The organism is Corynebacterium sp. HMSC074A09 (assembly GCF_001811545.1).
Taxonomy (GTDB): domain Bacteria; phylum Actinomycetota; class Actinomycetes; order Mycobacteriales; family Mycobacteriaceae; genus Corynebacterium; species Corynebacterium hiratae.
This window is the reverse complement of the sequence record NZ_KV805090.1, coordinates 1-11,938: the sequence shown is the minus strand read 5'-3', so window position 1 is coordinate 11,938 and position 11,938 is coordinate 1. Positions and strand designations below refer to the sequence as shown.

Sequence of the window (11,938 nt, the reverse complement as noted above, 5' to 3'; positions counted from 1 at the left end):
GATCCTTCCAAAAAGCACGCACTCCCAACTCGCTACTGACCAGCTGGGCGCAGGTGGATGACATCACCCGCGGAGTAGTACTCACCGCCGACGTTGATGCGGCCGTCGTCCGCCACGCCCTCAACAGTGCCGGTCACATCGCCCGTCGGGGCTTCGAGGCGGACTTCCTGACCAATCGAAGAACAAACCTTGCGGTAATCAGCCATGAGCTGCGGATCCTGCTGCTCCCACTGGGTGATGCGGTGGCGCAGGTTCTTCAGCACGGTGATGGCCAGCTCGGTGCGGTCGGTATCAAGCCCCTCGAGTGAGAGGGAGGTTGCGGCCTCGATGGGCAGTTCCTCCCTCGTCAACGTCACGTTGATGCCCATGCCCACGACCACGCGGGCTGAAGGCGGATTAGCGGCCTCGGTCTTCGGGGCGATTTCGGCCTTATTCACTTCAGCCTTGTTGATTTCAGCCTTGTTAATCTCCGCTTTGTTTATTTCAGCCTTATTGATCTCTGCCTTGTTGACTTCTGCCTTGGAGACCTCCGTCTTAGGTGCAGACTTGAAGGCCTCACCCACCGGACCGGCCTCCGCGAGGATGCCGCAGAGCTTCTTGCCGTCGATCTGCACGTCATTCGGCCACTTGAGTACCGCTCCCTCGACGGTATCCGTCACGGCCAAACCTGCGGCTAGAGGCAGGGTGCCCAAGTGGTCGAGCGAATCCGGAAGGATGAGCACGGAGAAAATGAGCTGGGATCCAGCCGGGCTCACCCACTGACGGCCCAAGCGGCCTTTGCCGGATACCTGCTCGTTGGCGAGCAGCACGGTGCCATCGGCAACCTTCTCCGCCTCCATGAGATCGGTATTGGTCGAGCCAGTGGACTCGGTGTAATCGATGACGGAAAAATCACCGTCGAGAGCTTCGCGGATGCGGTCAAGATTTAGAGCTGTCATACTGCCAACCCTCCCCGCCGTTAGTACTCGACCACGCGCACTGTGTCCGCAGCGGGTGCTAGTGTATGTGCATGGCAAAGGTCACTTTTGAGAACGTCGGCATCACCTATCCCCGCGCCGAGAACCCCACGGTCAAAGACCTCAATCTGGAGATCGCGGATGGCGAGTTTCTAGTCCTCGTCGGCCCGTCCGGCTGCGGTAAGTCCACTACCCTGCGCGCCCTCGCAGGACTTGAACCGGTCTCCAGCGGCCGCATCCTCATCGATGGCAAAGACGTCACGGGGCTCGAGCCCGGCGAGCGCGATATCGCCATGGTCTTCCAGAACTACGCCCTCTACCCGCACCTCACCGTGGCCCAGAACATGGGCTTCGCCCTCAAGCTGGCCAAGATGCCCAAGGCTGAAATCAAAGCCAAGGTAGAGGAAGCCGCGAAGACTCTAGGGTTAACGGAGTACCTGGAGCGTAAGCCGAAGGATCTATCCGGTGGCCAGCGCCAGCGCGTCGCCATGGGCCGCGCCATCGTGCGCGAGCCCAAGGCATTCCTCATGGATGAGCCGCTATCTAACCTGGATGCCAAGCTGCGTGTGCAAACCCGTGCGGAGCTGGCCAGCCTCCAGCAGCGCCTCGGCACCACCACCGTCTACGTCACCCACGACCAAGTGGAGGCCATGACCATGGGGGACCGCGTCGCCGTGCTCAAGGACGGTGTCCTGCAGCAGGTTGCACCGCCGCGCGAGCTGTACGACGCCCCCGCTAACGAATTCGTCGCAGGCTTCATTGGCTCCCCCGCGATGAACATCTTCGACTACAACGGCGGCCGCGTCGGCGTTCGCCCAGAGAAGATGTTCATCAACAAGGGACCGGTGGGCTTCCAAGGCACCGTGGAATTCGTAGAAGAGCTAGGCTCCGAGTCCTTCGTCTACGTCATGGTGGGTGAGCAGCGCTTCGTTGCCCGCGCGAGCGATAACGTTCCACAGCGCGGGGACAACGTCGTCCTCACCTTCAACCCCCGGGAGGCGCACCGCTTTGATCCGGAAACCGGACAGCGCATCGAGGTTTAAGAAGAATCAGGGGTAGTTTTACCCCCATTTTGAGTGAATTAAACGTCAAAACCACGTGCACTGTGGGGGTGATCCCCTATTTTGAAGTCACCAGAAGTTTTCCGAAAGGTGAATACTCCATGAAGAAGCCGTTCCTCCCTAGCTCGCTGCGCTCTGTCCGCCGCGGCGTAGTCGTTACCACCGCTGCCCTTGCTCTGACCTTGGCGGGTTGCTCGTCGAGCGACGAGGGATCGTCGTCAAGCGCTGGCTCCGATGCCTCCTCGACCGATGGTGACGGCCGCGGCCCCATCACCTTTGCCATGGGCAAGAACGATACCGACAAGATCACGCCCATCATCGAGGCATGGAACGCCGAGCACCCAGATGAGAAGGTCGAGCTCAAGGAGCTCGCCGGCGAGGCCGACGCTCAGCGCGAGACCCTCGTGCAGTCCCTGCAGGCGGGCAACTCTGACTACGATGTCATGGCGCTGGACGTGGTCTGGACCGCGGACTTCGCCGCTAACCAGTGGCTGGCACCGTTGACCGGTGACCTCGAGGTGGATACCTCCGGACTGCTGGAGCCCACCGTGGAATCCGCCACCTACAACGACACTCTCTACGCGCTGCCGCAGAACACCAACGGCCAGCTGCTCTTCCGCAACACCGAGTTGGCGGACAAGGCTCCGGAGAAGTTCGACGACATCGCTTCTGCTTGTGAGGCCATCAAGGATGATGCTTCCTGCCTGACCACCCAGCTCAAGCAGTACGAGGGTCTCACCGTGAACACCGCCGGCTTCATCGAGGGCTGGGGCGGCTCCATCCTGGATGACGAGGGCAACGTCGCCGTTGACTCGGACGAGGCGAAGGAAGGCCTGCAGGCGCTTGTCGACGCCTACGAGGACGGCACCATCTCCAAGGACTCCACCGCCACAACGGAGGAGGAGACCAACCTTGCTTTCACTGAGGGCAAGACCGCTTTTGCCATCAACTGGCCGTACATGTACACCAACGCCGAAGAGGCTGGCGTGAAGTTTGAGGTCCAGCCGCTGGTGGGCAAGGACGGCGTCGGTGTGTCTACCCTCGGTGGCTACAACAACGGCATCAATATCAACTCCGAGCACAAGGCTACGGCCCTGGACTTCATGAAGTTCATCATCAACGAGGAGAACCAGAAGTCCTTCGCCGAGGCTTCCTTCCCGCCGGTGCTGGCTTCCATCTACGACGATGACTCCCTCGTCGAAGAGTTCCCGTACCTGCCGGCTCTGAAGGAATCCCTAGAGAACGCCGCACCGCGTCCGGTCTCCCCGTTCTACACCGCCATCTCCAAGGCGGTTCAGGATAACGCCTACGCGGCGCTCACCGCAGGCAAGTCCGTCGATGACGCCACGAAGGATATGAAGGCAGCCATCGAAGCCGCTTCGCAGGGTTAATTTCCCAGCGTGCATGGGGGCGCGAGTAAGTCCACGTGACTTGCCCGCGCCTCCTTCTGCGATCCGGGCTCTTTTCGCCCAGAGGAAGTCCAGGCTACCCGCTATGATTTCCCCAACCCCCGTTAAACCCCTTCTCCCCCTATGAATTAGAAAGGCAGGCACCGCATGGCTGGAGCACCGCCTACCGTGCAGCCCCGCAGACAGTACCTGCGTGTGGCCGCGCTCATCGCACCGGCGCTGATAGCGCTGGCTGTGGTCATCGGCTACCCCATTGTGCGCGCTGTGATGTTGTCCTTCCAGGGCAACAAACGGCTTAACCCCACCACGGGAGTGTTCGAGGAAGGCTCCTTCGCCGGTCTTGAAAACTACCTGTACTGGATTACCAATCGCTGCATGTCTGCCACTGGCCAGGCCACCGCGTGCCCTGATGGTGTCATCGCCACCGATTTCTGGCCGGCTGTGAAGATCACTCTCTTTTTCACCGTGGTCACGGTTGCCCTGGAGACCATCCTGGGCATGTTCATGGCGCTGGTGATGAACGGCGAGTACCGCGGTCGCGGCCTCGTGCGCGCAGCGGTGCTGGTTCCCTGGGCCATTCCCACCGCAGTCACCGCGAAGCTGTGGCAGTTCATGTTCGCGCCGGATGGCATCGTCAACGCGCTCGTCGGCACGCGCATCGCGTGGACCACAGACCCGTTCTATGCCCGTCTCGCGGTGATTATCGCCGACGTGTGGAAGACCGCCCCCTTCATGGCGTTGCTCATCCTGGCTGGTTTGCAGATGATTCCGCGCGATGTCTACGATGCCGCCCGCGTGGACGGCGCTTCGCGCATCCAAACCTTCTTCACCATCACCCTGCCGCTGGTACGCCCGGCGCTCATGGTGGCGATCCTCTTCCGCACGCTGGATGCACTGCGCATGTACGACCTGCCGGTCATCATGATCTCGGCCTCCTCCAACTCCCCGACAGCGACCATTTCCCAGCTCGTCGTGGAGGACATGCGCCAGGGCCACTTCAACTCGGCCTCCGCGTTGTCCACGCTCATCTTCCTGCTTATCTTCACCGTCGCGTTCATCTTGGTGCGCTTCCTCGGCGCTGATGTCTCCGGTACTGCCCGCCAGAAGAAGGAGAAGAAGTCATGAAAAAGATCGGCCATTACCTAGGCATCCTCTTCATCATGTTCTGGGGGCTAGCGCCCTTCTACTGGATGGTTGTCACCGCCCTGCGGCACAAGTCCCACACCTTCGACACCACCCCGTGGCCCACGCATGTGACCCTCGATAATTTCCGGGATGCATTAGCCACGGACAAGGGCAATGACTTCCTCAATGCCTTAGGGAACTCTTTGCTCATCTCCCTGGCCACGACCGCGGTGGCGGTCCTCATCGGCGTGTTTACCGCCTATGCCTTGGCGCGCTATGACTTCCCGGGTAAGGGCGTTGTCACCGGCATCATTCTGGCCGCCTCGATGTTCCCGGCCATCGCGCTGGTAACCCCGCTATTCCAGCTCTTCGGCAACCTCGAATGGATCGGTACCTACCGCGCGATGATCATCCCGAATATCTCCTTCGCGCTGCCCCTGACGGTCTACACGCTGCTGAGCTTCTTCCGCCAGCTGCCCTGGGAACTGGAGGAGGCCGCTCGCGTGGACGGTGCTTCCCGCGGTCAGGCCTTCCGCCTGGTGCTCCTGCCCTTGGCTGCGCCGGCACTGTTTACTACGGCTATCATCGCCTTCATCACCACGTGGAACGAGTTCATGCTGGCCAAGCAGCTCTCCACCACCGCCACCGAGCCGGTGACCGTGGCCATCGCGCGCTTCTCCGGCCCCTCAGCCTTCGAGTACCCCTACGCCGCCACCATGGCTGCGGGCGCGCTGGTGACGGTTCCGCTGATCATCATGGTGCTCATCTTCCAGCACCGCATCGTCGCCGGCCTCACCGCCGGAGGTGTTAAGGCCTAATGCGCCGCGCACTGCTGTGGGACACCGCGCTGGGATTCGTTGGCTTCTTCGCCTTCCTGGCGCTGGTGCAGGCAGTTCTGAATCTTTTTCACCCCTCCCCCGCCATCTGGCCGGGGCTCCTCGCGGGCGCACTATGCCTGACGGAGTATCTGCTGTGGCGGGCTAAACGGAAGGATCTCCGATGAGCTGGCACGACAACGCCATTTTCTACCAGGCCCTCGTGGGCTCGTACAAGGACACCACCGGCGAAGGCGTGGGCACGCTGCGCGGGGTTATTGAGAAGCTCGACTACCTCAAGTGGCTCGGCGTCGACTGCCTGTGGCTTTCCCCGTTCTATGCTTCCCCGCTGCGCGATGACGGCTATGACATCGCCGATTACTACTCCATCCACCCTGACTACGGCACGATGGAGGACTTTGACGAGCTCGTCGCCGAGCTCCACGCGCGCGGCATGCGCCTCATGACGGATCTCGCGTTCAACCACACCTCCACCGATCACCCGTGGTTCCAGGCCTCCCGCACCGATCCGGAAGGGCCCTATGGGGACTATTACGTGTGGGGCGACGATCCGCTGCGCTACCCGGAGATCCGCATCATCTTCACTGACACGGAAACCTCGAATTGGGCATGGGACCCGGAGCGCAAGCAGTTTTACTTCCACCGCTTCTACTCCCACCAGCCGGACCTGAACTACGACAACCCGAAGGTCCACGAGGAAGTATTCAAAATCCTCTCCTTCTGGCTGGGCAAAGGCGTGGACGGCTTCCGCCTCGATGCCATTGCATACCTCTACGAACGCGATGGACTGGGCGGCGAGTCCCTGCCGGAGACGGTCGAATTTGTGGAGAAGATCCGCGCCTTCATCGACGAGAATTACCCCGAGGCCATCATGATCGCGGAAGCCAACCAGCCACCGGCGGAAACCATGGAGTTCTACGGCACGGGCAACCGCTTCCACATGGTCTTCAACTTCCCGGTGATGCCGCGGCTTTACCAGGCGCTGGCGCTGGGGGATGCCACACCGGTCTACGACATCATGGCGGAGCTTCCAGAGCTTCCCCAGGGCTGCCAGTGGGGCACCTTCCTGCGCAACCACGACGAGCTGACCCTGGAGATGGTCGACGAGGACCAGCGCGCGATCATGTACGAGCACTACCTGCCCGACGATCAGATGCGCGCCCACGTGGGCATCGCGCGGCGCCTTGCCCCGCTGCTGGGCAATGATTACCGCAAGATTGAGCTTTTTTATTCACTACTCATGACCCTGCCGGGCGCCCCCTTCCTGTACTACGGCGATGAGATTGGGATGAACGATGCCCCCGAGTTGCCTGACCGCGATGCCGTGCGGACACCCATGCAGTGGGAGCCCGGCGAGGGCGCAGGGTTCAGCACCTCCGCCCAGACGCGCCGGCCCATCGTCGGCGGCGTAGGGGTTTCGGTAGAGGAGCAGCTTGCCGACGATGACTCGCTCCTCCACCGCCTCCGCAGCCTGATCCAGCAGCGTAAAGCGCATCCGGAACTCGGCACCGCTCCTTTCGAAGCCGTGGAAACCGGCCAAACGGGAGTTCTGGGATTCCAGCGCGGTGAGTTGTTGTGCCTGCACAACTTCACGGATCAGACCGTCGACTTAGGCCCTGTGGAGCTGGGCCCCTATGGCTACGCTTGGCTGCCTGTAGAGGCCTAAAGGACGCTTCGTAACACACCTCACATTTCCCGCTAGGTTAACTAAAAGTTAACTCGCCGTGAACGAAAGCTAGCTTTTGGGAGATTTTACCTATATAGTTGGTTCAACCCCATGATGCGGACAGCCGCATCATTACGACAAGAAATAGAGAGGTGAGCCAAATGAATACCCTGACCGGATTCCTTTCCGCCATCACTAACGAATTCAAGAGTGCCACCGGAATCAACCTTGACACGGTGCACCCGGCACCGCTGGTGTCACACATCGCTGAAGATCTGCTCAAGCACGGTCTCATCCCAGCCACCCACACGGACATCGAAGAGTCCTACGCCACACTTACGGGCACCTTCCCCAAGGAAGAGGATCTCGTAGATGCCGAACTCTTCCTCTACAGCCTCGGTTGGCTGGCAGACACCCCCGAATAAAACCACATAACCTAAGCCTCGCCCCCTTTTACGGGGCGAGGCTTTTTCATTGAGTCACCTTTCGACGCCCCTCACTACACACCCACTACACTGACCCACATGCACCCGACGCGCCGTATGCGAGGATTCCCTCACCTTTTACACCACCATTCACCTGCGCAAACGTGAACTGTGAGAGAAATCACCCGCGTGCCGCTATACATTCCTATACAAAACTTCTCTACACTGTCGAAACATGACTATTTCCTCACATTTGTCGGAGCTTGACTCCCTGAGCGCCGACACCACCGCAGGCAAGATCGCTGAACTGAAGAGGCGTCGCGAAGCAGCGGCGCAGCCCATGGGCGAACAGGCCCACGAAAAGGTCCGCGCCCAGGGCCGCCTCACCGCCCGGGATCGCTTGGACTACCTCCTCGATGAAGGTTCCTTCGTCGAGACTGACATGCTCGCCGTGCACCGCACCACGGACTTCGGTATGGGCAAGAAGCGCCCGGTCACTGACGGCATCGTCACCGGCTGGGGCACCATCGACGGCCGCGAGGTCTGCATCTTCTCCCAGGACGGAACCGTCTTCGGAGGCGCCCTCGGCGAGGTCTACGGCGAGAAGATGATCAAGATCATGGAGCTGTCCATCACTACCGGTCGTCCACTCATCGGCCTGTACGAAGGCGCCGGCGCCCGCATCCAGGACGGTGCCGTCTCCCTGGACTGGATTGCCAAGACCTTCTACCAAAACGTCAAGGCCTCCGGCGTCGTCCCGCAGATCTCCGTCATCATGGGCGCCTGCGCCGGCGGCAACGCCTACTCCCCTGCGCTGACCGACTTCGTCGTGATGGTGGATGAGAAGTCCAAGATGTTCGTCACCGGGCCCGACGTCATCAAGACCGTCACCGGCGAGGAGATCTCCCAAGAGGAACTCGGCGGCGCCGGAGTCCACATGCACAAGTCGGGCACCTCGCACTACACCGCTTCTAGCGACGAGGAAGCACTGGATTGGGTCCACGACCTGCTGACCTACCTGCCTTCCAATAACCGCCAGCTGACACCGGCTGAGCCCTACGAGGAGCTGGGCGAAGAGACTGCCAATGACCTCCTGCTGGATGAAATCATCCCGGACTCCCCGAACCAGCCCTATGACGTCAAGGAAGTCATCGAAACCCTCACCGATGACGGCGATTACCTGGAGATCCAGGCTGATCGCGCCGATAACGTGGTGACCGCCTTCGGCCGCATCGAGGGCCAGACCGTGGGCTTTGTGGCCAACCAACCGCAGGTTTTCGCCGGCTGCCTCGACATTGATTCCTCCGAGAAGGCCGCCCGCTTCGTGCGCACCTGCGATGCCTTTAACATCCCGATCATCATGCTGGTCGACGTTCCCGGCTTCCTCCCCGGCGCCGATCAGGAACACGATGGCATCCTGCGCCGCGGCGCCAAGCTTCTCTACGCCTACGCCGAGGCCACGGTTCCGAAGATCACCGTCACCCTGCGCAAGGCCTACGGTGGTGCCTACTGCGTGATGGGTTCCAAGGGCCTCGGCGCGGACGTCAACCTGGCGTGGCCCACCGCCCAGATCGCCGTCATGGGCGCAGCCGGCGCCGTCGGCTTCATCTACCGCAAGGAGATCAAGGCAGCCCACGAAAAGGGCCTCGACGTGGCTGAGCTGACCAAGTCCTTCGAGCGCGAGTATGAAGACCACATGCTCAACCCGTATAAGGCAGCGGAGCGCGGGCTTATCGACGCCGTCATTCTCCCCTCCGAAACCCGCAGTGCAATTGCCAAAAACTTGCGCTTCTTCGCCGACAAGAACGTCGCGCGCCCGGCGCGTAAGCACGGCAACATCCCGCTCTAACGCGCACTCGGATCGGCACAGATTAGTACAGAAGACGCACTGTATTACACTAGTGTCCCATGACTGACTTGAAGACGACCGCTGGCAAGATCGAGGACCTCAGCGCCAAGCTCACCGAGTCCCGTGCGCCGCAGGGAGAGGTCCCTGCGGCTCGCAGCGCCATCGAGGCGCTCTTCGATGCCGGATCCTTCGTAGAGACCGACGCGCTTGCTCGCCACCGCTCCACCGAGTTCGGCCGCGAGCACGTCCGGCCCTACACCGACGGTGTCGTCACCGGTTTCGGCACCGTGGACGGCCGCAAGGTCTGCGCTTATGCGCAGGACGCCTCGCTGTTCGACGGCACCATGGGCGAGGTCTACGGCGAAAAGGTCACCAAGCTCTACGACCTCGCCATTAAGACCGGCGTGCCCATCGTCGCACTCGTCGCCAGCGACAAGCCCCGCGCCCAGGAAGGCATTGTCTCCTCCGCCATGCAGGCCCGCATCCTTGCCCGCGCCACCACCGCTTCCGGCCTCATCCCGCAGGTCACAGCGGTCTACGCGGACTCGAAGGAGGCCTCGCTCGTGGCTGCGTTGTCCGATGTCGTTATCGCTCCGGACGGTGACCTGCAGGCGGATGGGGAGCACGAGGTGAGCGTCGCCAAGCGCGTGCTCTCCTACCTGCCCTCGAATAACCGTGCCGCCGCTCCCCGCACCGAGGCCACCATCGTTGCGGGCTCTGTGGAGGAGAACATCACCGACGCCGACCATGTCCTCGATACCCTCGTGGGCGATGACGGCGCCGTCGATCTCGCCGACGTGGTCACCGCCACCTGTGAGGATGTCTTTGAACTCGGCGCCCAGGTGCGCGGTGTCTTCACTGGTTTCGGTCGCGTCGAGGGACGCACGGTGGGCATCATCGCCAACCGCGACACCCTCGATGCGGAAGCTGCCGCTAAGGCCGCGCGTTTCATCCGACTGTGCGATGCCTTCAATACTCCCATCATCGAGTTCGTCGATACTCCGGCACTGGACGTGGAGAAGGCGGCGCTGGCCAAGCTGGTGCACGCCTACTCCGCGGCGAGCGTGGGCAAGATCAGCGTCATCGTCCGCCGCGCGCACGGTACCGGATACATCGCCTTCGGCTCCAAGGAGCTCGGCGCGGATCTGTCCTATGCGTGGCCGACGGCCGAGATCGCCGTGGCCGATGCCCCCGCACTGGCCTCCGAGCTAGAGCTGAGCGAGGAGGAGGCCGCCGCCTACCTGACCCCGTACCAGGCCGCTGAGCGCGGTCTCGTCGATTCCGTTATTACCCCGGCAGCCACGCGTGGCTCCCTCATTGAGGGCCTGCGCCTGCTGGATCGCAAGATTATTCCGACCCTGCCGAAGAAGCACGGCAATATCGTTTTGTAGAGGTGTCCAATGACCGCTTCCCTGTTTACCGTTCTGCGCGGCAACCCCACCGACGCTGAGGTGGCGGCCCTATCCACGGTGCTCAGCCAGCTCGACTCTGAGGCGCGCGCCAAGGCCGCCGATACCCGCTCTGAGCGCGACCTGTGGGGACAGCCGGGTGACGTATTCAACCCGTCCGCCTTCCGCAACGTCCGCTACTACTAAGCGCATGCGCCTGGTTCTGGCCTCCCAGTCCCCCTCCCGCCTGTCCATCCTGCGGGGTGCGGGCGTGGAACCCGTCATCGCCCCGGCTCACGTGGACGAGCGCGCCATCGAGGAGCGCCTGGCGGGTGCTGAGCCCGCCGAAATCGTCTGTGCCTTGGCTACTGCTAAGGCGGAGGCCATTGCTGCCGACTATCCCGAGGACGTCGTGGTGGGTGGGGATTCAATGCTGCTTCTCGACGGCTCCCTCCAAGGCAAACCCCACACCCCCGAGGCCACCGTGGAACGCTGGCACGCGCAGGCCGGGCGTACCGCGGAACTCATCACCGGACATTGCGTGCTCTACGGCGAGGAGCGCTTCGTTGAAGCCTCACGCACCACGGTGCACTTTGCCCAGGCCTCGGACGCCGATATCGAGGCCTACGCCCGCACCGGCGAGCCGCTGGAATGCGCCGGCGCCTTTACCTTGGAAGCCCTCGGCGGCTGGTTCATCGACCGCATTGAGGGCGATCCTTCCTCCGTCATCGGGCTTTCGCTGCCGGTGCTGCGCCGCGCGCTGTATTCCTTTGGGCTCAACGTTTCCGGCTTCTGGGTTTAATCAAACCTATTGACTGGATTTTTAATCACCGATATTATGTGATTCACATTTCACTGCATGCGAGAGAGCGGAATTAGATCCTGCAATCTACAGGTTTTAAATCGCTTCAGGAACTCGCACAGAGCTTAAGTAAGGAATTTGGAGTACACCATGTCCTCATTGCTGCATCAGTAATTTCTATTTGACACACCGCTGCTTTCGACGGGTCAATATTTCACCGCCGAGAGAATTGTCTACCTCGAAAATCCGACGCTGGGTTCATGCTGCGCGCATGAGTTTCCAGTCGCGGTTGTCAAAACATAGAGAGAACCGATGCAAGATCACAATACTACTGGTGGAAATTTTTGGACTATTGTACGCAAGAGTCATCCCGATTACTGGCCCTTCCCGTTTTAGAGTGCGTTGATTTTGTCCTGTAGTT

General features: G+C 61.4%; 12 protein-coding genes. 11 read left to right on the top strand and 1 reads right to left on the bottom strand.

All coding sequences use genetic code 11. The annotated features are described in order from the left end of the window. Positions 1-32: 32 nt before the first annotated feature. Entirely contained in the window at positions 33-938 is a 906-nt protein-coding gene (locus HMPREF2807_RS00060) for a biotin--[acetyl-CoA-carboxylase] ligase (protein ID WP_070509495.1), read from the bottom strand. Between the two features lie 71 nt (positions 939-1,009). Between HMPREF2807_RS00060 and HMPREF2807_RS00055 the strand changes: the two genes are divergently transcribed. The 11 genes from HMPREF2807_RS00055 to HMPREF2807_RS00005 all read left to right on the top strand — a co-directional run bounded on the left by HMPREF2807_RS00055 (position 1,010) and on the right by HMPREF2807_RS00005 (position 11,517). Continuing rightward, positions 1,010-1,999, top strand: coding sequence for an ABC transporter ATP-binding protein (locus HMPREF2807_RS00055; protein WP_049156360.1), 990 nt, complete (start codon positions 1,010-1,012; stop codon positions 1,997-1,999). A 119-nt stretch (positions 2,000-2,118) separates the two neighbouring features. After that, positions 2,119-3,408, top strand: coding sequence for an ABC transporter substrate-binding protein (locus HMPREF2807_RS00050; RefSeq protein ID WP_070509493.1), 1,290 nt, complete (start codon positions 2,119-2,121; stop codon positions 3,406-3,408). Between the two features lie 165 nt (positions 3,409-3,573). Beyond that, complete coding sequence (locus tag HMPREF2807_RS00045) at positions 3,574-4,551, top strand: carbohydrate ABC transporter permease (protein ID WP_070509492.1); 978 nt, start codon at positions 3,574-3,576, stop codon at positions 4,549-4,551. After that, positions 4,548-5,369 carry a carbohydrate ABC transporter permease gene (locus tag HMPREF2807_RS00040; protein ID WP_049156365.1) on the top strand — a complete coding sequence of 274 codons (822 nt, stop codon included), beginning with the start codon at positions 4,548-4,550 and terminating at the stop codon, positions 5,367-5,369. Before HMPREF2807_RS00045 ends, HMPREF2807_RS00040 begins: the two co-directional genes overlap by 4 nt. Beyond that, positions 5,369-5,554 (top strand): hypothetical protein, encoded by a 186-nt coding sequence (locus HMPREF2807_RS00035; RefSeq protein ID WP_046647019.1) that lies wholly within the window; start codon positions 5,369-5,371, stop codon positions 5,552-5,554. Before HMPREF2807_RS00040 ends, HMPREF2807_RS00035 begins: the two co-directional genes overlap by 1 nt. Continuing rightward, positions 5,551-7,053: a maltose alpha-D-glucosyltransferase gene (gene treS, locus HMPREF2807_RS00030; protein WP_070509490.1), complete on the top strand. Its 1,503-nt coding sequence runs from the start codon at positions 5,551-5,553 to the stop codon at positions 7,051-7,053. Before HMPREF2807_RS00035 ends, treS begins: the two co-directional genes overlap by 4 nt. A 161-nt stretch (positions 7,054-7,214) precedes the next feature. Then, positions 7,215-7,478: a hypothetical protein gene (locus HMPREF2807_RS00025; RefSeq protein ID WP_046647021.1), complete on the top strand. Its 264-nt coding sequence runs from the start codon at positions 7,215-7,217 to the stop codon at positions 7,476-7,478. A gap of 235 nt (positions 7,479-7,713) precedes the next feature. Further along, a complete protein-coding gene (locus HMPREF2807_RS00020; RefSeq protein WP_046647022.1) occupies positions 7,714-9,327 on the top strand; it encodes an acyl-CoA carboxylase subunit beta in 1,614 nt (537 codons plus the stop codon). 59 nt (positions 9,328-9,386) lie between these two features. Further along, a complete protein-coding gene (locus tag HMPREF2807_RS00015) occupies positions 9,387-10,718 on the top strand; it encodes a carboxyl transferase domain-containing protein (RefSeq protein WP_046647023.1) in 1,332 nt (443 codons plus the stop codon). A 9-nt stretch (positions 10,719-10,727) separates the two neighbouring features. Continuing rightward, positions 10,728-10,922 (top strand): acyl-CoA carboxylase subunit epsilon, encoded by a 195-nt coding sequence (locus HMPREF2807_RS00010; protein WP_046647024.1) that lies wholly within the window; start codon positions 10,728-10,730, stop codon positions 10,920-10,922. A gap of 4 nt (positions 10,923-10,926) precedes the next feature. Continuing rightward, positions 10,927-11,517 carry a Maf family protein gene (locus HMPREF2807_RS00005; RefSeq protein ID WP_070509489.1) on the top strand — a complete coding sequence of 197 codons (591 nt, stop codon included), beginning with the start codon at positions 10,927-10,929 and terminating at the stop codon, positions 11,515-11,517. Positions 11,518-11,938 lie beyond the last annotated feature (421 nt).